A 20,089-nucleotide genomic window follows, 5' to 3' on the forward strand; every position below is an offset into this window, starting at 1 on the left:
CATTTTCTTGAGGTTTAGCATCGTAGTGCCTAAAGTGTAGTATTTTCGGACCAAAACATACATTATCAGTAAAACCAGCGGCTAAAAGCTGGTGTATAAGTAAAAACAAACGTAGTGTCGCGTATTCAAAAGCTATAAAATAACCCAAAAAACCTATTAAAATACCTGGAGGTATCAAAGCCGGGTTGTAGTTCAACCTGGAATAATCGCTGGGTCTTGCAGACCGCTCATATACTCTATTTATTGGCTGCTGGGCTTTATTTCATTCAACAAGTCTTTTTTTTCGTATTCTTTAAAATCAAGATGAAGTACTGTATCGTTTTCAAAAACAATATTATTGTAGATTGCCAATTTTGGTTCTTCTTTTCCCCTTACAAAACCTATCAACATTGTTTTTTTATTTTTCTCAAGATATATCGCACCGTTTTTTTTAACTGGAGTAAAATTAGGGGTAAGCCGCCATTTCTGTTTATCCCAGAAAAAAATCCACCTTTCTTTTGCTGAAATATAATTAACAAATCTTGGGTTGTCAGGGTAATAAACGATAAAGTTTAAGCTATCAGTATTTTCATTGTTTAGTTCAATTTTTACTCTATTCCTCTTTTTAGGCCTTGCATATTCCCAGCAGTAAATATAAATACTATCATTACTTAGTTTTTCAGCCAAATATTTGTAGAAATATGTAAAGTCGTTTACTATTTTCTGAGAACTATTTGAGTAAAAAAAGTCAAAGTATTCTTTTCTCTTATTAAATTCACTTTCTGTGGCGTTGAAAAACATATTTATTTTTGTAAATCTATCCTTAATCTCCAAACTATCAAACCTAATAGGAAAGACAAAAGGTATATCCACAAATTTTCCTCTTTGCATTCCAGGTAACCAATCTTGAAGTCCACTTACAAAATCAAAAGCGATAGAATCACAAATTGGGCTTGCTGCTTTTACAATTCTGGTATTTTTTAACTTTCCATTTTTTCCAAAAATTGTCTCAACGAATACTTTCTCTCCATAGCAATCAATATTTTCAAAATCAACGTTCTCAAAATAATTCTGAGTCTGAGTATTAAAGTCTTTAAAAATGAAGAATTCATCCCAACCATGTCCACCAAAAACAACTTCATTATCAGGGATTGTGTCATATACAATCTGTGCCGTACTATTTAAAGTCAACAGCAAAAATATCAGCAGTATGTTACTTTGTCTTTTCATAATATAGCCCATAACTAGTCGATATAAAGCATATGCTTTATATCCCTTTTATTGTTACGGTTATATTTTCTCCGTTAAAACTAACAATTATCTCTCAAATTGTAGGTCAATTTATTCAAATTGTTCAGGGCTAGTTTCTAATACCATTTTAACAATAAAATGAGCCTTATTATTTGTTGGTATTTCCGTAATACTGCGGAACAGGTATACCGATGTAATAATCAAGTGAAACGAAGCTAAGGCTCATTTCATTATACAATCGATATAAAAAGGGGTGCCTGTTTAAGACACCCCCATGCAGATTCCCTAACAAACCTGCCCTACGCTATGGTATTTTGTTTAATTACCCACCACCATTCTGGCTTTTTCGTATCCTGCATAAAAACCGGGGTTGCTACGTTTATAAAGTTTCATCAGGTTATCGAGTTTGTTGTGCAACAGGTTGCTGGCCTCGGTCATCAACTCTTCTAACCCTTGGGTGGCCACACTCGATTTAACCTGGTACATACGTGGCAGTCCGCTTACCTCCAAAAAACGGTCCACATCGGTTTGTAGGTCGGTTACCTGTTCGTCGGTCATGCCATACTCATTTTTTAAAGCCTCTCCATGTTCAACCGCTTTTTCCACTACCGTTTCAACTTCTCGTATAAAGTCATCGTTCTTTAATCTATACAAAGCAGTCTCGCTCTTGCTCATGCTGCGAGCCAGTTCATCATCACCGCTCATAATGGCGTATACCTCAACCAGGTCGTTTAATACGTCGGCTTTACCCGCTATAGAGCGCTTTAACGATTCTTTGGTTTTGCCGTAAGTAGTTGAGGCATTACTTTGGTTTTTGGCAAAAACATCAATATTTTCCACAATTCCGTCCAACGCATTTTTTACCTCTCCAATTTTAGAAACACTTTGCCAAACAGGTACATTTTCGTTCAGGTAACCAATGGTTATTTCCATCATGTGTTTTCTGTTGATTTGATTCTGATTCATAGGAATTAAATTTATATGGTTAATAAAACTGATTGCTAATTTGCTTTTTGCTTTGTGTAAATAGTGTATTGTTTAGCATTGAGCGCTTGTTGTTATTCGTTGAGCAGCTATTGTTTTACACCGGGTATTTAATGCTTGCAATAGAGGTGGCTTTGTCAAACATCGAGGGCTTATTGCTAAGCGTTGAGATGTTATTGCTTAAGGTTGGGCATGTATTGCTTTACATCGAGACGGTATTGTTTTGCATTGAGTGGTTGATGCTGCGCTGTTTTTAATGGGGAATAACCGTTAAACAGGTAAAGTAGGGACGAAGAACACAGGCGGTTAGAAAGATTAAGCTTAGTCATTTGAACATTTTTTAAATTCGTTCATTAAGTTAAGGTCATATCCAGCTGTTGTCAAGTACTATTTGCAATTTTTTTTGTTAAAAAGTAAATTTCTCAGAACCTCCTTATTCTTTAAGGCACTCGGGGCGCGATCAAAAACTCGCATTCCGGGTTATTGGCAATAAAAAAGAGAGGATCTTGCACTAAGCAAAACCCTCGCTGTATTTCTTTATTTTTCTTTCTCCCGTTTTCGGTCTCCTTTCTCCGGTCTTCGAGCTATACCGTATACGGACTTCTCATATCTCTATTGAAAATTGTATTGGCATTTGGTGCACCTGTGGCAACTCCTGATTTAGGATCCCAACTTATTTTGCTATTGGTGCGGATGGCAATATTACCCATATGACTTATGGTATCTGATATAATAGCTTCATCCAGCGGACACGTTTCAGGCATTTTACCTCTAATCACGTCAACAAAGTCTTGCCCTATGCCTGCTCCAGACTTTTTAATTCTTCCTGTTTTACCATCCTCAGTAAACTGATCAAACTGTTTCTGAATTTCCGGGATATTCGATTCTGCAGTATTTCTTCCTACCGAAATCCACCCCTTGCTTCCATGGAAAGTAGTACTGTTACCATCTTTTACCTTTCTAATACTTTGCATACCGTTTTTGCCTGCAACATCGGCACTTACAAAATGAAGTTTTAATCCTGAATCATATTCATACATTAAATCCCACGAATTAATGGTATCGTACAACCCGCCAGGCTCAAAGAATTTACCCGATCCTTCGCAGGTATATTTCCCTTTCACCTGACCTTTAATAGCCCAAACCATTTGATCGAGTGGATGAGCACCCCAACCGGCAATAAACCCAAGTGCATAATTGTACTGATACCAGGCTCCAGCTGCTGTTACCCTCTCATCGGAATAAGGAAGCATTTTTGCTGGACCAGTCCATAAATCATAGTCTAATCCTTCGGGAACCTCAGCTGGCACAAACTGCGGAGACTCTTGTTTGGTTCGTCCGGGAGCCCAAACATCTACTTTATGAATTTCTCCAATCTTTCCTTCTTTGATAAACTGATTGGCCAATTTTAAATGCGCCATAGAACGCTGCTGTGTTCCATAATGAAACTTTACATTATTGGCTTTACATTCTTTTTCCAATATTTTATAGTTGGCATAACTCAACCCCAGTGGCTTAGCTACCATTACATGTTTCCCTGCTCTGGCTGCCTCAATGGCTATAGGTACATGCCAATGATCAGGTGTATGGATATTTACCGCATCAATATCTTTTCGTTCCAACAGTTCTTTAAAATCCCTGTAAGCCTTACACTGTGGTGCAGCTATTTCCTTTTCTTTATATGTTCTGTCAATCCATTGCGCTCTTCCTATTCTGCGGTCTTTAAAGGGGTCGCAGGTAGCTACGTTTAGCGCATCAGGAATACGCATAAACCAATTTTTTAAAGCACTTGATCCCATATTTCCCATACCAATATGCCCTATCAATATTTTGTCGTTGACTCCTTTGACACAAGAAGGAATAAGGGTTGGAGCAACCAGGGCCCCTCCTGTAATTAAGGCAGATTGCTTTAAGAACTTTCTGCGTGATAGATTATTTTTCATTGTATTTAGTTTAATTTTTTGTTTTCATTCTATTTACGACGAAAAAACACCTTCTGCATTTAATTAATGATGCATCGGTTACTTTTTCTTGTTGGCCTGTCTCAAAAGCTTTTTGCTTAACAGTAGAACTTACGAACTGTATGTTGGGAGGCTGATAAATCCCCATCCCACAGCCACCCGAAGTAATTAAGATTCCTGAATCGGGATGTCCCTTCTTTCCAAATTGGCGGCGTACGTTCCCTTTTGCCTGTACAAAAGGGGAAGAGCCATTTATAAGGCCTTACAATTTATAAGTTTTATCAAAATACTTTTGACTTTTGAGACACCCTTCTATTAATTCAAAACCCCATCTGGGTATACTATTGACCAACAAACCGCTCCCATTCCGCTTTTATGTCATTCTTATCAGTTTCTTCTCCATGAACCAACAAACGATATTTCAACTTAAGTTTCTCCCCTTTTTTGAGTTCCATCTTTGCGTTAAAAATAACGGCAGGGCTGAAATAATATAAAGGATGGTTGTCGGTGTTCCATACATACCAGTGGGTGGCATCGCCATAATTATCAGGATCATCAAAAATGCTTACCCCGACATGTTCCCCCTGAACACCTTTTGCATTAAATGTAAAATAACTGGCTCGTGCTCCATGAACACTTTCTTTTTCACCCTGATCGCTTTCAAAACTGGTATCCCATAAATCTTTATTTAACCTGATGGAGAAACCTGCATACCCACCATATCCTTTTCCTTTAGGTTCGTGTTTTAATGGCGTTCTATCTAATACCACATCTTCTTTAGCCGTAAATGTACATTTCCAATCTACATAATAATTTCCGTATTTATTGGGAGGTGAAAACTGTAGCTCTCTTTCCTCTGTTAGTAGATATTCCTGATCTGCAATTCGGTAGCCTAATTGCTGAGTAACGCTTGCTTTAAAATCCTTACCGGTTTCTACATTTGTAGATATGATTTCTGTTTTACCATCAGACACTCCTGTTTTACGGTTCTCTTCCCAGAAGTTAACCCCGTTGATAAACTTCCACGAAAACCAAACTGCTCTATGCCAGGGATGGTCGTTTGGCCGTAGCCAGGTTAATTCAGTTCCTTGGATAGTAGATAAAGGATGAATATATGGTTTACCCTCAGAAGGATTAAAGTTATATCTCCAAACCGTCTGCTTTTGATTTAATAAGGATAGGCTGTTCTTATCTTTCTTCCATTTCAATTTATTTTCTGAAGTCTTCCTTTTCAATGTCAACTCATGAGGTAGTTTTTGTTTTACTTTACCTGTTGCAGCCCATTCCGAGCCTCTTTGTAATAAGGTTTTAAAACCCAGGTTCCTCATGCTTTTAACATCATGTCCTAAAACCAGAAAGAAAGTTCTGCCTTTACCCAGCTTACCTTCAAACATCACAGGTTCCATCTTATCAAACCCTTTGTTTGTTTTAGGTGCAAAAGCCTCACCTATAATACGGCAGGTTTTAAAATTCTGCATTTTAATCCATAGTTCGTCTGTTGTCCAAAAGTTACTCATCCCGTTAACAATAGGATGATTAAACTCTTCTACAACTACCTCAAACGAATGCTGTTTACCGTGCCTTGTTCCTTTACCCCAGGTTGCTCCAGCCAGTTTTTGAAACTCGGCCCAGTCGTAGTTGGCACTGGAACCCGCATGAACAAAAACAAACCCACCTCCATTTTCTACAAAATCCAGTACTGCGTTTTGGGTTTCTTCTGCCCAATTTCCATTTTTTTCAGGAAAAAGGTTCCAATTGCTAAGCAATACCTCGTAATTGCCCAACATGTTTGAATTCATCTTTTCAGGCTCTTCTGTTATGGAAACTTCAAACAGTCCTGTTTCTTCCAGAATTCCTTTAATGGCCGGCGTGGTTTCTTGCCATTTGTGGTTATTGCTGCCACTAAGGATTAAAACGTTTATCTTACCTTTAGCCGTGCACCAAAAGGATATAAATATCCCAAATACAACCAATAACAACCATTTTTTTGATATCATAACATTCTATTATCTTTGCTAACACACAGCTTCTATCCAACCTCTAGAGCAAACTCGCCAATTTCAAGCTGTTACAAATCTCGCATAAATGAGAGTCTGACACATGGTTTTTTAATTCCCTTGCCTGTTGCCCACTGTTGGAACGTACTGGGTAGACAAGCGACGCAAAGTCACTTCGTATATTAAACTGGGCTTGTAATGCGTCGCCTTTATCAAACTGTTTGCCCGGGGTTAAAACCCCGGGCTATTAAGGTTAAACCTCATTAAAGTTATTTTCAATATCTGTATTGGCAGGATATGCATCTTATTGATATAGTCATCCCTTATTGCGCTCCGCCTGTACAATTTATATTTTTCTCTTTGCTCGTTGACACCTTACTCCCTTCCCCAATTAAAGTAATAATTTTCCTGGCAAGGATGGCTCCGTAACCGATAACTGACTCTCCGACAACCGAACACTGAAAACCCACTATTCTGCTCCAAGAGCTTTAAGATATTCAAAACTTTTTATAACCGCATCCTCTCCTGCTATCTCAAGGGTAGTATATCCATCAAAACCGATCTTGACCAATGCTTCATAAATAGCTTTTATATCGATAACTCCGTCACCAAGGGCGGTAAGTGACATCCCACAACCAAATTCTTTTCCTCTTTTTTCAATCATTTCCTCAGGTAAATCTTTCCAATGAACATGTTCAATTTTATCACCAAGCTTCTTAATCATTTCCAATGGTTCACCACCTCCAAGCCAAAGATTACCCGTATCTAAATTAATTCCCAAAGCGTCCGAATTACATTTTGTCATAAGATCTCCCATTAAATCAACAGAATCCGTAATTTCCCCGTGTGGCTCAATCAATATCTTAACGCCATAGTCTTCGGCAAACTTTAAGGGTTCGTATAATTTTTCAGCAATAGAGAATATGGCTTCCGATTTGGTTAATGACTTTCCAAAACCAGTCTTAGGGTCACCTTCTGCTGTAACTACATGTTTTACGCCAATGGCAGCAGCCAATTTCACTGCCTTAATAATTTGAGCCGTTCCGTAACGTGCCGGTGATGTGGGATCAAGTAAATTGGCATGTGCACATACACTGGATAATTCCAGTCCTTTACCATCAAACATTCTTTTTATGTCAAACGGATTGGCATCCAGACTTGCCAACGCCGTAAAACCATATTCTGCTCCCAGACAAGCACCGTCGGAATTGTCCGTTAAATCAGCACTTCCGAAACCCATATTTTTAATTTGATCCAATTGAGCATCCAAAGGACTAAATGGGCTGATCAATGCAAAACATCCTACTTTTATTGCCATGGCTAACGTTTTAAAGGTTATGTATTCTTGTGTTTTTTTACTTATGTCAAAATTACATTTTACATTCTCAACTTTATTTCATTATTTCACAGTGTAAAATATTTATACTCATAAAACACTATCAATGAGACCCGATATCACCTACACTGAAACAGACGGCGGAATTTACAACCCAGATTCCTGCACTCCTTTAGAAGCTGCCTGGAAGAAAAATGAAATTGAATTACATACCCTTGGTAGAGGAACTTACCCCGGTCGTCCGCTTGAAGAAGGAGAGCTAAGTAAAGTAAAAAGCATAGGCTATTGGGATGCTAAAACAATTCAGAATTGGGGCTTGGATTATCACCGAAATGAAGGAATTGAAATTTGCCTGTTGGAATCGGGCTCTTTGCAATTCGACTTAAACAACAATACTTACCAGTTAGCGCCCAATACGCTCACCATTACACGGCCTTGGATTCCACATAAACTGGGTGATCCCAAAATTAGTCCGAGTAAGCTACATTGGATCATTTTAGATGTGGATGTAGGTCAGCCACACCAACCCTGGCAATGGCCCGATTGGATTATTTTAAAGCAGGAGGACCTGGCACAATTGACCGACATACTTAGGAGAAACGAACAACCCGTTTGGACAGTTGGACAATCGGTTAAAGATTGTTTCGTTCGGATGGGTCAACACATTAAAAACAAAAAAAGCATTTTTTTAGATTCTAAACTAAAGGTTCTTATTAACGAACTCTTGATTTCCATGTTAGAACTTCTTACCTTAGAAAAACCTGTACTAAACGACTCCTTAATTACCAGCAAAAGAAGTGTTGAAATGTTTTTGGATAATCTCAAAGAATTGGTTAACGAAGAATGGACATTAAATGGCATGGCCAGTTATTGCGGATTAGGAACCACTCAATTTTCTAAATACTGTCAGGAAATTACCAATGCCACACCTACGAATTATTTAAACCAGTTACGTATAAAAAAGGCACACCATTTAATCACAACTGAAAAAGGCAAATCCATTACTGACATAGCATATGATTGCGGCTTTTCGTCGAACCAATATTTTACACAGATATTTAAAAAACACTATAAGGTGGCGCCTCAAAAATATAGGGAGGAGTATTTAAGGAATGAATTAAAAATTATTGAAGGTCATTAAGTGCAAAACTATAATACGCATGAAAAATACTGCATTATTATTGTTTCTTGTATTATTATCCATGGATATTATTGCTCAGGAAGAATTTTTTAGAGACAAAGGGGGACTATCGTTAATTTATGGACTATCAAATGCAGAAGGTAGTGATAGCCATAATTCAGTTGGGGCTAGTATTGCCTTTAGAAGTGGCTTAATTGTCGGTTTATCAAGCCAGCAAATTGCCGATGAGACCAAACCACAATTTCATTTTGGTTTTCAAAGAAAGCCTATGCGCAAAGATTCCTATACGCGACCAGGTTTTATCTTCTCCTATGTAAAAGGATCTGGTATCAGAGCTATCGGAAGCACACTAGGACTCTCCTTTTTGATAAATGCTCAAGAACAGTCTCCTACTTCAATTACTGGTATCCTTGGTATAACCAGTATTACTATTAAGGAAGAACACCATGGCTTTCCCAGAAACTTATCAACCCATTCCGAGACAATTCCAATTATTGGTATAGGGCTGAACCAGGCTCTTGGTGCACAAGAAGCAATATCACCGATCATTGGTGTTGGCATAGCCCGCGATCTAAACTACGGCATTACAAGTTTTTCGTTTTCACTGGGCCTTAATTTTAGTTTCAATGGCAAAACAAGCGACCCACCCCCTCTGTAAAACCCTCTTTTACTACCCCTTACGCTTTTGGCACAACCTTTGCAAATACGTTACCAGCTGATTACCGGTAAATACAGGCACCCATTTTATTGTACAATTATTAAAACTGGAAGCCATGAAAAATAGTAGATATAAACTGATTGTATTGTTGATTACACTTGCAACATTTGCAGTAACCTCCGAAGCACAACGCAAGGAAAACAGAAAGGACAAAAAGGACCGTAACAAAAACTACAATAGCAGCCGCAGAGCAGACAATAAAAATAAAGGTAGCGACCGGGACAAGTCCCATCAAGAACGTCATGATGATTACCGGCCTGACAATGATAGGAAGCATGGACAAAATACGTATGATGCACACCACAAAACACAAAAACACCATAACCAGAAATACCACCAACCGCTGCATCATAACGACAAGGATTATGCACGTAATCCCATGTACCATACCCGGGATAATTATTACAAGCATCCACGACATGGTTTAGTATATCGAAGGTTTCACAGTAAACCCGTTCAATTTAGATACAGGGGCCATGATTACTATTATCACAGCGGACATTATTACCGTCACCATCACAACATTGGATATATAAGGGTTGAGCTGCCCGGACATATTATTGTAGAGCGACTACCAACTAATCACACACGCTTCAGCAAGCATGGACGCAATTATTACCGCTGCGGCAATTTGGTTTTTGAACGCTATGGAAACAAGTACAAAATACGTCCTAATTTGAGTATTCAATTATTCGCTCGCTTTTAAATAAATAGCTCACACAGATTAAAGCCGCCATATGCATTAGAAATTCTATTGCACATTGAAATTACTTTAAAACAAGGCACTTTGTTGCATCACTTCAACTCACCAGAACGATGCTCCTCAAAGTAATCGGGACAAGTGATACCTCGTTTCAGTAATGCCTTGTTTTATTGTACTTGCCATGCTCATGACGAACCTCCAATACATAATCCGGATTAAACGAGGTCCGTCATTAGTAATTTGAAAAATCCTTTTATAAGTCAGCAGGCATCGGCGATAACGTTTGCTATCGATTAAGAAAATCTTACATTGCCGTTTTAAGTAATGTTTAGATATTCTTAATCGAATTATCATATAGGTGCAGTCTAAAAACTATTTTGGGTCATTTTTTATAAACACTCATGAGGACTCGTTGGCAGCTAAGTGTACCATTCCCGACTGCAGCACCCCTTGCAAAAACTGCAACGATTAGGACAATTCAGGCATTACCTGCCCTACAGCCTGAAGGTTATCATCCAGTTTTTCCACCGTTTCCATTTGAGATACACAACAGGATAAATTTGGGTTTTGTAATGCCCACTGATACGATTTAGCAAACTTGGAAAGTTTATCGCCTGGTACAATGGAGTTTAATTTATCGACAATCCAATCGGGTTTATTTTCCATCACATACAGTCGGGAAACCTTCATCGCAACCAACCCCATTCCCGAACGTTTTGCTTTATGCATAGATGCATCAACCGCAGCATGATTGGCGATATTGTAGGCAAACATGGCCACATCGTAATAACCCAGATCTATTGCTGCATCCAGGTTTCCCGCTACATCGTTGTGAAACGAAACCGCTGAAGCCTTAATCATCCCTTTTTGTTTGAATTCTGTAAGCAGTTCTTCCAATATTTCATCTTTGAGTTCTGGACCCGATGCTCCGTGTGGACAAAATAAAACATCCACATAATCTACCTGCATACGTTTTAAAGACCCCTCAATAAGTTCATACGCATGTTTTCGGATCTCCTGTTTCCATTCTTTTTTCATACCGTATTGCTGCAAAACCACATGCCATAAGTAGGAAGAATGTAACTGCTGTTCCTGTCCGTTAAAATAATTAAAATGATATCCCGGGCGCAACACCATCCTTTCCGCCAGTAGTTCATCCGCTTGTTTCTGAAGTTTCTCCTGTTGACTTGGGGCAAGACTATCGTAAATCTTTTTTAGATATTTTCCTTTGCCATAACCACTGAGTTTAGTCGTTAAAAAAACTTTATCACGGTTACCTCTTAGTTTAAAATACTTTCCAAGGTTTTTTTCTACCTCTCCCTTCCCATATGCAAATGCGCTATCAAAATAATTAATCCCTCGTTCTATACTTGCATCCAGTACCGGGTAACTTTCCTCCGTATGATATGGAAAAGTCCCCATTCCCAACTCTGAAACCATCATGCCAGTTTTCCCTAACATACGATATTGCATACCTTGTTTTTTGTTACGCCAGATAGGTTCAATCACTTTATCTTCTGTTTTGGGTCTAATGTTTTGCCCTGATGCATTGATTAAAGTGGGAGCTGAAATTAATCCCAATGATGAAGCTACTGTTTTCTGAAGAAATGCCCTACGCGAATCTTTTTTATCATTCATAATCATTAACCCTAATGGTACAGCCGCAATATATGGCTTTTTAAAAATATATCGAAACACCTGTACGTTAACGCAATGTTAATGTTTGTGCACAATAAAACACAGAAGGGGATTAAATATTTGATGGGGGATAATTCAAGTATGAAAATCACCTAATAGCCAAAACAATTATAGCAACCCCTTTTTCTATCAATAAACATATTTTTTCAAATACCGCTTCGTTAAAATAATATTTACCGTTTAAGAAGTGGATTTTATTTCTATAAAACGCTATCTTTTTGTAGAAATTTGATCAAATGATAGAAATGATATTTACTAAATGAGGGAATATGAACTATTGGTCATATCTGATTGAGCAGTTTAAACGGTTTTTTTTTATAGTTGGAGATGTTTCCTATTTTGCGGGTCGCTTTTTTAAAGAAGTAGGTAGTCGTCCCATTGAGTTTCAAGAGTTTTTGAAACAATGTTACATGGTAGGGTACAAATCGCTTCCATTGGTTGCCATTACAAGTCTTATCATGGGCATGGTGCTTACCTTGCAAACCAGACCCACATTGGTTGATTTTGGTGCTGTATCCTTAATGCCCAGTATGGTTGGCATTTCAATAGTAAGAGAAATAGGACCCGTAATTACAGCACTGATTTGTGCCGGAAAAGTCGGTTCGGGAATTGGAGCAGAATTGGGTTCTATGCGGGTTACCGAGCAGATTGATGCCATGGAAGTCTCCGGTACAAATCCGTTTAAATATCTTGTAGTAACACGTATCCTGGCTACCACGGTTACGCTGCCTATTCTGGTAATATTGGGAGATGCGGTAGGTCTTTGGGGATCCTTTATGGTAGAGAATATGAAAGGTTCGGTATCCTTTACCCTGTTTTTTAATTTGGTATTTGATTATTTATCCTATGGAGATCTGATCCCTTCCATCATAAAGTCTTTCTTTTTTGGTTTTGCCATAGGGTTAATAGGTTGCTACAAAGGTTATTATGCCGAGAGAGGTACGGCCGGCGTAGGCTTGGCAGCAAACTCGGCTGTGGTCATTACTTCGATGTTGCTGTTCTTTATCGATTTTTTGGCTGTTTTGGTGGCAGATATATTTTACGAGTTGTAAATTTATAAAACGGATTGATGAAATTGGAAAAAACACATCAGGAAAAAGATCAAAAAAAGGTAATTGAAGTTATTCAGTTGCATAAAGAACTTGCAGGGAAGCAGGTTTTGAATGGTTTCGATTTGGATCTTTATAACGGGGAGTGTTTGGTTGTTATAGGTAAGTCCGGTGCAGGAAAAACGGTCATGATCCGATGTCTGGTGGGACTAATGAGCGGGGAATCCGGAATGGTCACTATCTTGGGAAAAAGTATCGCGGATTTAAATCAAAAAGAGTTGGATGATTTGCGAATGCATATCGGCTTTTTATTTCAGGGGAGCGCTCTGTATGATTCGATGTCGGTTCGCGAAAATTTGGAGTTTCCTTTAAGAAGACACCAGAAAAAGTTTTCGGGAAAGGAGGAGATTGAACAATTAATCAGGGAGGTACTGGCAAGTGTGGGGTTGGAACACGCCATTGATCTGATGCCTGCAGAATTATCCGGCGGTATGAAACGAAGAATTGCCTTAGCCAGAACGCTGATTCTAAGGCCACAGATAATTTTTTATGACGAACCCACCACCGGTCTGGACCCGATCACTGCAAGGGAAATAATCCATTTGATTGGTGAGCTCCAGAAAAAATATAAAACCTCATCATTAATCATCACCCACGATTTAAATATTGCCAAACTTATTTCAGACAGAGTGGTGATTTTGGCCGAAGGAAAAAATTATGCGGAAGGTACCTATAAGGATTTAAAAGCAACAAATGATCCTCTGGTAAAGGCGTTTTTTTAACATCATAAACAGAAAAAAAACAGTCGTATGCAAAAAACAACCTATCAAAAAATAAAGCTGGGGATTATGGTGCTTAGCGGAGTGCTGCTTTTTACCCTGGCGGTTTATTTAATCGGTGATAAACAAAGTTTATTTCAAAAGAATTTCGAGATAAGTTCTGTTTTTAAAAGCGTTAGAGGCTTGAGATTAGGAGACAACGTAAGGTATTTAGGAATTGATGCGGGAAATGTTAAAGCGATAGAAATGATTAATGATACGGCCATCCGTATTACGATGAAATTGGATGTGCATACCATGAAATTTATAAAAAAGAATGCGGTTGCGAAAATAACTACGGATGGATTAGTTGGAGATATGGTGGTTAACATAGAGCCTGGTATTGGTTTCAGTAAGGGTATCGAAGATAAAGATGAGATAACAGCCTTCGATCCGGTCGGTACGGCTGAAATTTTAAGCACATTAAGCGAAACAAATGAAAATGCAGCCATGTTAACTGCCGGCATATTACGAATAACCAATTCAATAAACGAAGGAAAAGGAACCTTGGGCATGCTGATTCATGATTCTGAAACAGCAGATGACATCAGAAAAATTATACGGAACGTGAAAGAGACAACCCAAAGGTCGGCCGTACTGATGAAAAACCTGGAAGATGTGTCCAACTTGATTAAGAGTGACAAAAACCTGTTGGGTATATTGTTGAATGATACATTATCCGCCCAAAAACTTCATGAACTGATCAGTGATTTAAGTTCTTCCGGGAATGAAATAAAAAAAATGTCCGAATCTTTAAATGGTTTAATAACCGACCTTGCAGAAGGAGACAATAGTGTGATGAACACGCTGGCTAATGACTCCTTATTAAGGAATGACATAAAAGAAACACTGGAGAATATTAATTCCGGGAGTCAGAAATTTAACGAAAACATGGAAGCCTTAAAACACCATACTTTGTTTAAAGGTTACTTTAAGGATAAAGAAAAAGAAAAGCGTAAAGAAAAAAAGTAAGTCTGTACCCCTGTATTGAAGCATCATGACATGAGCAAACTGTAGATGCCCAAACAATGCCTCACTGTATTGTTAACACCAACAATGAAAAAGAAAAATTTTCTGAATAATAAAAGCTCATGCCTTAAAAATTGAAAGGCAAGGCTATACTTCCCTATTGTAAATAGAGTTTGCATTTCAGCAAACAAAACAAATAAAAGACCAAATTGTCCGAATTTAATTCGTAAATTAAGGTAGTCTAATTTTAAATATTATAAATCATGACTACAGTAAATATCTATCTTACCTTTAACGGTAATTGCGAAGAAGCTTTTAATTTTTACAAATCGGTTTTTGGTGGGGAATTTGCCATGATGAGCCGTTTTAAAGAGATGCCGCCGCAAGAAGGCATGCAAATGCCCGAAGAAGAAGGTGATCGGATTATGCATGTTACCTTGCCTATTGGTGGGGATACCGTTTTAATGGGCAGCGACACCGGCGGAGAATGGGCAGCCGGTTACAAAGAAGGAAATAACTTTTCCATTTCTATCTCTGCGGATTCAAAAACCAAGGCAGACGAATTTTTCGCAAAGCTATCCAATGGCGGAAAAGTAATTATGCCGATGGAAAAAACTTTCTGGGAATCTTATTTTGGTATGTTTACCGATAAATTCGGCATCAACTGGATGGTGAGCTTTGATGAAGTTAAAAAATAACGATACGAAGCTGCCCAACAACCAAAAATTCATGTTAGGCAGCTTTTTTTGCTAACCACCCTATTCCCTCCCATCTTCATTTTCCCCATTTATGATTTATTAAGATGATTTTAACAAATACAACTTATCTCACCTGTTAATTATACTACATTTGTGCGTTTTTTATAACGCATGAGCGGATTATCAATACATATTATATTGTGCTTCTTTAGGTTGTTACTGCCAGAACAACTGCCAGAAGAAGGCTTCTCGGCAAATCATAGTGCCGACAAGCACTTCGACTATGCGTATATTTCAGATTTGGATTCTACTGGCACTATCTACATCGTAGAAGAAGAAAATGACCACAAAGAATTTTTCCCTGTTTTTAAGGATTCACATGTTTGCTATCTGCAGCATATACCTTTATGTGTATATTGCGCTTTACATTCAAGCATTACCGTTTCCATACTGTTCGAATCGGACACCTCACCTCCTGCCATTATCGTTTCTGCTTAAACCGAACAGTTTTTCTAAACTATTATAATATAAAAAAATACTGCATGGATATTAGATCTATCGCAGACATATACCTACATCTTAATATTTAATGTAATGTTTTTATTAATGCTTGCCGTATTCGTAATAGGGTATGGATTTATTGTATTCGAACACATCAACCACATCAATAAAGCAGCTATTGCCCTGCTAATTGGTTCATTAACATGGGCAATTTATGCCATAGGCGGTTCCGGAGTTTTGGAATTAGGCTTTAGCTCGGCCTGGCAGAATTATTTAGCATCAGCGCATGGTACAGTAAATATCCATCAGTTTATTACTCACCATCAATTATACCATCACCTATCCGAGATATCTTCCATATTGTTCTTTTTAATGGGTGCAATGACCATTGTTGAACTTGTAGATAGGTATCAGGGTTTTAGAGTAATTACCACCAAAATTAACAGTTCAAGTGCCGTAAAGTTATTATGGATCATTAGTGGGCTGACCTTTTTAATGTCGGCCGTACTCGATAACTTAACTACAACTATTGTAATCATCACGGTACTCCGAAAACTACTCACACAAAAAGACAATCGCTGGATTTTTGCCAGCATGGTGGTTGTTTCCGCTAATGCAGGTGGAGCATGGTCGCCCATTGGGGATGTTACCACCATTATGCTTTGGATTGGAAGCCAGGTAACTGCGGCTCATATCATCACAGCCGTAATTTTACCAAGTTTAGTGAACGTTATCGTCTCCACCTTTTTATTTTCGCTGTTGGTAAAAGGACAAACCATACGTCCGGTTTTACCCGAGAATGAAACACGGGAGTTTACCACTTTCCAGGAAAGGGTTTTTATGCTGGTTGTTGGCACACTGGCATTAATCTCTGTTCCGATATTTAAAACCATTACGCACCTCCCTCCCTATTTAGGCATGTTATTAGGATTGGCCGTATTGTGGATCATGACCGACCGCTATCTTAAAAACCGGTCTGCCGAGGACAAACGTACCCTGACCGTTACCGCAGTAATTAAAACCATTGATATACCAACTGTCCTTTTCTTTCTGGGGATTTTAAGTGCCGTATCCGCTCTTCAATCAGCCGGGCATCTTGATTTGATGGCTCAATTTATGGACGAAAAAGTGAAAAACATCTATGTCATTGATATGATCATTGGCGTGGTTTCTTCCATCGTGGATAACGTTCCATTGGTTGCTGCTTCAATGGGAATGTATCAAATTGCGGGTGCCGAGGCTGCCGGTTATTTGGGCAATTTTGTGCAAGATGGGAACTTTTGGTCGTTTCTGGCATATTGTGCGGGTACGGGCGGTAGCATACTTATTATTGGCTCTGCTGCCGGTGTAGCCGCCATGGGACTGGAAAAAATCGATTTTATGTGGTATCTGAAAAAGGTAAGTGTTATCGCCTTAGCAGGTTATATGGCAGGTGCCCTTACTTTCTATCTGCAAACGATGATCTAGTATAATTGAATATCTACTTTTTTAAGGTGGTATCAAAAATATGTAACAGTTCAAACTCTGCAAACAATCTTTCTATATCGTTGGATTACTTATTGCTTTTACCATTGACAATGGCCGGGTAATCATCGTAACTTTAATCCAAAAGTTTTCTATAAAAAATAGGAGGAGTCGTCATGAAGAAACAGGAAATTATCCGGTTCGCCAATGATAATCCGGTATGTTATCTGGCAACAATTGAAAACAACAGACCTCATGTAAGGGCTATGTTAATGTGGTATGCGGATGAAACAGGTTTTTATTTTGAAACCCTTTCACTTAAAGAAATGAGTAAACAGATTCATATGAATCCCAATGTTGAAGTTTGCTTTTACAACCAACCCGAAGATTTGCTTGACGCAAAGGAATTGAGAGTCTCAGGAGTGATGGAGTTTATTGAGGATCCTGCAATCATTGAAAAAGCATATAAAAACAGGGAATATATAGAAGACCTGGCCGGGCAACCCATTAAAAGATATATGGAAGTGTTGCGGATTGCTCATGGAGATGCTCATTTTTGGAATTTAAAAACAGATGTACTCAAAGAACATCAATTGGAGCATTTAGTGTTCTGATCAAGAAACGAATAGTTTGATATGATTTTCTAATTAGAACCAGGGCTACTTTTGTTATTTTCTACTAAATTAAAATCTTTCATTATCTTGCTTACCAAAAAAGTAAGATAATGAAGATAATATCGTGGAACGTGAACGGCCTGCGGGCTGTTGCCAAAAAAAACTTTTTCGAAGATCTTAACCATATGGACCCGGATATATTGTGTCTGCAGGAAACGAAGGCACAAGACGATCAGGTGGCGGAGGTTTTAAAAGATGTAAACGGATATCATGTTTATTCAAATTCCGCAGAAAAAAAAGGTTATTCGGGTACAGCTGTTCTCTCAAAAACAGAACCGATAAAGGTAACCCGGGATATGGGCATGGAGGAGCACGATACCGAAGGAAGGGTACTTACGTTGGAATATGAAAACTTTTATTTGGTGAATGTATATGTTCCTAATTCCGGCAGTGACTTAAAGCGATTGGATTACCGCCAGGACTGGGACAAAGCTTTCTTTGATTACCTGAAAAACCTGGAGAAAGAGAAACCCGTATTGGTGGGGGGCGACTTTAATGTGGCCCATACCGAAAATGATTTGGCCCGTCCTAAACCCAACTACAACAAATCGGCAGGTTTTATGCAAGAGGAGATTGATGGCATGGACCGATTTACCCAGGGCGGTTTAAAAGACACTTTTCGTCATTTTTACCCCGGTTTAAAAGACAAGTATTCGTGGTGGAGTTACAGGGCTGGAGCCAGAGGTAAGAATGTAGGCTGGAGAATCGACTATTTTTTGGCCAGTGAAAGTTTCCTTCCGGAAATTAAAGATGCGTACATTATGAACGACATTATGGGCTCTGACCATTGTCCGGTGGGAGTAACATTGAATTAGTGTGGTTTTCACCATGGGCTATAAAGTCATTTATACCCATACACAGAATCCTATATTGGGTACTACTATCACTGTGGAACGCTTGCAGAAACGAGGATATATCCCACTTGCTGAAATGTATCAACAGATGCATTCTTCATTAGCAACTTCAAACAATACGCTATTCCCCATGATGTAAGGAACCGCCGTATACGCGACCCGTACATACGGTGCTGTGAGAGGCGCACTGGCGGTCAAATGGCCGTCAGCCGTCTACTCGATTGCCAACCGTACTTCTTTTCAGTTTAGTTAACCAATTTGGTAGTCCTTAATTAACAGGCTGGCAGATAGATTCAAACGAGTCGTTAATTTGCGAATCATTTCAACAGTCAATTTTCTTCTTTTATTAAGAATTTCAGATACTCGATTTTTTCCGCCAAATTCATTAACTAAGTCAACTTGTTTAAGGTGCATTTCTTCCATTCTTATTTTTATAGCTTCAATAGGATCAGGTGCTTCAATAAAATAGTTTTTGTTTTCATATTCATCAATGATTAAGCCAAGTATGTCAGCTTCGTCACTTTCCAGAGTACCATCTTGAGCATCAAAAATCTCCTCAAGTCTTTTTAATGCCATTTGATAGTCTTCTTCTGTCTTTATTGGTCTAATATTCATGTCAATTCTTTTTAAATATTGTCAGCATCAATTTTATCATATTCTGAATGAGTCCCGATAAAACGAATAAATCCCCATTGTTTCTCAAAATTAAATTTTACAATTAGTCTGTAAGAGTTCCCTTTGATGTTAAAAACCATTCGTCCATTCTTAAGAATACTTGCATTTGCATAGGTCTGTTTTATGTCATTTGGCGATTTCCAGTCAGAATTCATTGCTGTGTCATACCAGGTCTTTAGGTATTGTTCTGAGTCAGCATGTTTCTCCCAGTAAATTCTAAGCGTGCTTTTTGCAAATATTCTCTTCATATAAAGTTATTCTGGTCCAAAGGTAACAATAAATTCCCATTTCGGGAACTTTAAGTCATTTTTTGGGTATGGTTGGGTAGAGTAGAGCCTGATAGCTTACTCCGTTTTGTTAATCATAAAAGTAACAATAATAAGTAAACTATCAGCGCCCCCTGCATCAAACCGTATCCCGATGTTCGGGACAGGCTGTGAAGTTTTCCCTCATACGGCTTACCGATAGAGTTCTTCATTTGCTTTTCATATGGATCTACCCGGCACATGTATAGTTCATAAGCTATATGAACCACTTGTGATTTCCCTTCATATTTGAACCCGCAATATGCATTAGAAAATCTATTACACATTGAAATTGTTTCAAAACAAGACACTCC

At 38.4% G+C, this 20,089-nt stretch carries 21 protein-coding genes; 11 read left to right on the top strand and 10 right to left on the bottom strand.

All coding sequences use genetic code 11. The annotated features are described in order from the left end of the window. Window positions 1-240: 240 nt before the first annotated feature. The 6 genes from ACT29I_RS24830 to ACT29I_RS24855 all read right to left on the bottom strand — a co-directional run bounded on the left by ACT29I_RS24830 (window position 241) and on the right by ACT29I_RS24855 (window position 7,490). On the bottom strand, window positions 241-1,209 hold the full coding sequence (locus ACT29I_RS24830) for a hypothetical protein (protein ID WP_444794736.1): 969 nt from the start codon (window positions 1,207-1,209) through the stop codon (window positions 241-243). A 339-nt stretch (window positions 1,210-1,548) separates the two neighbouring features. Continuing rightward, entirely contained in the window at window positions 1,549-2,196 is a 648-nt protein-coding gene (locus ACT29I_RS24835; protein ID WP_430936812.1) for a hypothetical protein, read from the bottom strand. Between the two features lie 191 nt (window positions 2,197-2,387). Beyond that, window positions 2,388-2,543, bottom strand: coding sequence for a hypothetical protein (locus ACT29I_RS24840; protein WP_430936810.1), 156 nt, complete (start codon window positions 2,541-2,543; stop codon window positions 2,388-2,390). A 255-nt stretch (window positions 2,544-2,798) separates the two neighbouring features. Continuing rightward, window positions 2,799-4,157 (bottom strand): Gfo/Idh/MocA family protein, encoded by a 1,359-nt coding sequence (locus ACT29I_RS24845; protein ID WP_444794737.1) that lies wholly within the window; start codon window positions 4,155-4,157, stop codon window positions 2,799-2,801. A gap of 359 nt (window positions 4,158-4,516) precedes the next feature. Beyond that, window positions 4,517-6,172, bottom strand: a complete 1,656-nt coding sequence (locus ACT29I_RS24850; protein ID WP_444794738.1) for a DUF6807 family protein — start codon at window positions 6,170-6,172, stop codon at window positions 4,517-4,519. A 469-nt stretch (window positions 6,173-6,641) separates the two neighbouring features. Then, window positions 6,642-7,490 (bottom strand): sugar phosphate isomerase/epimerase family protein, encoded by an 849-nt coding sequence (locus tag ACT29I_RS24855; protein WP_444794739.1) that lies wholly within the window; start codon window positions 7,488-7,490, stop codon window positions 6,642-6,644. A gap of 124 nt (window positions 7,491-7,614) precedes the next feature. Here ACT29I_RS24855 and ACT29I_RS24860 point away from each other — a divergent pair, with 124 nt between their 5' ends. The 3 genes from ACT29I_RS24860 to ACT29I_RS24870 all read left to right on the top strand — a co-directional run bounded on the left by ACT29I_RS24860 (window position 7,615) and on the right by ACT29I_RS24870 (window position 10,073). Next, window positions 7,615-8,649, top strand: coding sequence for an AraC family transcriptional regulator (locus ACT29I_RS24860; RefSeq protein ID WP_444794740.1), 1,035 nt, complete (start codon window positions 7,615-7,617; stop codon window positions 8,647-8,649). A gap of 19 nt (window positions 8,650-8,668) precedes the next feature. Next, window positions 8,669-9,307 (top strand): hypothetical protein, encoded by a 639-nt coding sequence (locus ACT29I_RS24865; protein ID WP_430936800.1) that lies wholly within the window; start codon window positions 8,669-8,671, stop codon window positions 9,305-9,307. Window positions 9,308-9,422: 115 nt separating this feature from the next. Next, window positions 9,423-10,073: a hypothetical protein gene (locus tag ACT29I_RS24870; protein WP_444794741.1), complete on the top strand. Its 651-nt coding sequence runs from the start codon at window positions 9,423-9,425 to the stop codon at window positions 10,071-10,073. A 465-nt stretch (window positions 10,074-10,538) separates the two neighbouring features. On the opposite strand, the gene ACT29I_RS24875 is transcribed toward ACT29I_RS24870, so the two are convergent. Beyond that, window positions 10,539-11,708: an aldo/keto reductase gene (locus ACT29I_RS24875; RefSeq protein ID WP_430936796.1), complete on the bottom strand. Its 1,170-nt coding sequence runs from the start codon at window positions 11,706-11,708 to the stop codon at window positions 10,539-10,541. Between the two features lie 329 nt (window positions 11,709-12,037). Here ACT29I_RS24875 and ACT29I_RS24880 point away from each other — a divergent pair, with 329 nt between their 5' ends. The 8 genes from ACT29I_RS24880 to ACT29I_RS24915 all read left to right on the top strand — a co-directional run bounded on the left by ACT29I_RS24880 (window position 12,038) and on the right by ACT29I_RS24915 (window position 18,756). Beyond that, window positions 12,038-12,820 (top strand): MlaE family ABC transporter permease, encoded by a 783-nt coding sequence (locus ACT29I_RS24880; protein ID WP_430936794.1) that lies wholly within the window; start codon window positions 12,038-12,040, stop codon window positions 12,818-12,820. A gap of 17 nt (window positions 12,821-12,837) precedes the next feature. After that, window positions 12,838-13,599: an ABC transporter ATP-binding protein gene (locus tag ACT29I_RS24885; protein WP_430936792.1), complete on the top strand. Its 762-nt coding sequence runs from the start codon at window positions 12,838-12,840 to the stop codon at window positions 13,597-13,599. Between the two features lie 27 nt (window positions 13,600-13,626). Next, entirely contained in the window at window positions 13,627-14,607 is a 981-nt protein-coding gene (locus ACT29I_RS24890; RefSeq protein WP_430936790.1) for an MlaD family protein, read from the top strand. A gap of 260 nt (window positions 14,608-14,867) precedes the next feature. Beyond that, window positions 14,868-15,302 carry a VOC family protein gene (locus ACT29I_RS24895; RefSeq protein WP_430936788.1) on the top strand — a complete coding sequence of 145 codons (435 nt, stop codon included), beginning with the start codon at window positions 14,868-14,870 and terminating at the stop codon, window positions 15,300-15,302. A 171-nt stretch (window positions 15,303-15,473) separates the two neighbouring features. Continuing rightward, entirely contained in the window at window positions 15,474-15,800 is a 327-nt protein-coding gene (locus ACT29I_RS24900) for a hypothetical protein (RefSeq protein WP_430936786.1), read from the top strand. 96 nt (window positions 15,801-15,896) lie between these two features. Further along, window positions 15,897-17,270 carry a sodium:proton antiporter NhaD gene (nhaD, locus tag ACT29I_RS24905; protein ID WP_444794742.1) on the top strand — a complete coding sequence of 458 codons (1,374 nt, stop codon included), beginning with the start codon at window positions 15,897-15,899 and terminating at the stop codon, window positions 17,268-17,270. A gap of 173 nt (window positions 17,271-17,443) precedes the next feature. Beyond that, a complete protein-coding gene (locus ACT29I_RS24910) occupies window positions 17,444-17,881 on the top strand; it encodes a pyridoxamine 5'-phosphate oxidase family protein (RefSeq protein ID WP_444794743.1) in 438 nt (145 codons plus the stop codon). A gap of 110 nt (window positions 17,882-17,991) precedes the next feature. Beyond that, window positions 17,992-18,756, top strand: a complete 765-nt coding sequence (locus tag ACT29I_RS24915) for an exodeoxyribonuclease III (protein WP_430936780.1) — start codon at window positions 17,992-17,994, stop codon at window positions 18,754-18,756. 288 nt (window positions 18,757-19,044) lie between these two features. On the opposite strand, the gene ACT29I_RS24920 is transcribed toward ACT29I_RS24915, so the two are convergent. The 3 genes from ACT29I_RS24920 to ACT29I_RS24930 all read right to left on the bottom strand — a co-directional run. Further along, window positions 19,045-19,410 carry a helix-turn-helix domain-containing protein gene (locus ACT29I_RS24920; protein WP_430936778.1) on the bottom strand — a complete coding sequence of 122 codons (366 nt, stop codon included), beginning with the start codon at window positions 19,408-19,410 and terminating at the stop codon, window positions 19,045-19,047. An 11-nt stretch (window positions 19,411-19,421) separates the two neighbouring features. Continuing rightward, window positions 19,422-19,718: a type II toxin-antitoxin system HigB family toxin gene (locus tag ACT29I_RS24925; RefSeq protein ID WP_444794744.1), complete on the bottom strand. Its 297-nt coding sequence runs from the start codon at window positions 19,716-19,718 to the stop codon at window positions 19,422-19,424. Window positions 19,719-19,831: 113 nt separating this feature from the next. Beyond that, the coding region (locus ACT29I_RS24930) for a hypothetical protein (RefSeq protein WP_444794745.1) at window positions 19,832-20,089 on the bottom strand (258 nt) is incomplete at its 5' end.

This window comes from Saccharicrinis sp. GN24d3 (assembly GCF_052400645.1).
Classification (GTDB): Bacteria; Bacteroidota; Bacteroidia; order Bacteroidales; family Marinilabiliaceae; genus Saccharicrinis.

Coding starts and splice junctions, on each gene's coding strand:
- ACT29I_RS24860 (WP_444794740.1), top strand. CDS start 7,615: ATGAGACCCGATATCACCTACACTGAAACAGACGGCGGAATTTACAAC.
- ACT29I_RS24850 (WP_444794738.1), bottom strand. CDS start 6,172: ATGATATCAAAAAAATGGTTGTTATTGGTTGTATTTGGGATATTTATA.
- ACT29I_RS24880 (WP_430936794.1), top strand. CDS start 12,038: ATGAACTATTGGTCATATCTGATTGAGCAGTTTAAACGGTTTTTTTTT.
- ACT29I_RS24865 (WP_430936800.1), top strand. CDS start 8,669: ATGAAAAATACTGCATTATTATTGTTTCTTGTATTATTATCCATGGAT.
- ACT29I_RS24855 (WP_444794739.1), bottom strand. CDS start 7,490: ATGGCAATAAAAGTAGGATGTTTTGCATTGATCAGCCCATTTAGTCCT.
- ACT29I_RS24925 (WP_444794744.1), bottom strand. CDS start 19,718: ATGAAGAGAATATTTGCAAAAAGCACGCTTAGAATTTACTGGGAGAAA.
- ACT29I_RS24890 (WP_430936790.1), top strand. CDS start 13,627: ATGCAAAAAACAACCTATCAAAAAATAAAGCTGGGGATTATGGTGCTT.
- ACT29I_RS24910 (WP_444794743.1), top strand. CDS start 17,444: ATGAAGAAACAGGAAATTATCCGGTTCGCCAATGATAATCCGGTATGT.
- ACT29I_RS24920 (WP_430936778.1), bottom strand. CDS start 19,410: ATGAATATTAGACCAATAAAGACAGAAGAAGACTATCAAATGGCATTA.
- ACT29I_RS24885 (WP_430936792.1), top strand. CDS start 12,838: ATGAAATTGGAAAAAACACATCAGGAAAAAGATCAAAAAAAGGTAATT.
- ACT29I_RS24900 (WP_430936786.1), top strand. CDS start 15,474: ATGAGCGGATTATCAATACATATTATATTGTGCTTCTTTAGGTTGTTA.
- ACT29I_RS24845 (WP_444794737.1), bottom strand. CDS start 4,157: ATGAAAAATAATCTATCACGCAGAAAGTTCTTAAAGCAATCTGCCTTA.
- ACT29I_RS24870 (WP_444794741.1), top strand. CDS start 9,423: ATGAAAAATAGTAGATATAAACTGATTGTATTGTTGATTACACTTGCA.
- ACT29I_RS24875 (WP_430936796.1), bottom strand. CDS start 11,708: ATGAATGATAAAAAAGATTCGCGTAGGGCATTTCTTCAGAAAACAGTA.
- ACT29I_RS24895 (WP_430936788.1), top strand. CDS start 14,868: ATGACTACAGTAAATATCTATCTTACCTTTAACGGTAATTGCGAAGAA.
- ACT29I_RS24835 (WP_430936812.1), bottom strand. CDS start 2,196: ATGAATCAGAATCAAATCAACAGAAAACACATGATGGAAATAACCATT.
- nhaD (WP_444794742.1), top strand. CDS start 15,897: ATGTTTTTATTAATGCTTGCCGTATTCGTAATAGGGTATGGATTTATT.
- ACT29I_RS24915 (WP_430936780.1), top strand. CDS start 17,992: ATGAAGATAATATCGTGGAACGTGAACGGCCTGCGGGCTGTTGCCAAA.
- ACT29I_RS24830 (WP_444794736.1), bottom strand. CDS start 1,209: ATGAAAAGACAAAGTAACATACTGCTGATATTTTTGCTGTTGACTTTA.
- ACT29I_RS24840 (WP_430936810.1), bottom strand. CDS start 2,543: ATGACTAAGCTTAATCTTTCTAACCGCCTGTGTTCTTCGTCCCTACTT.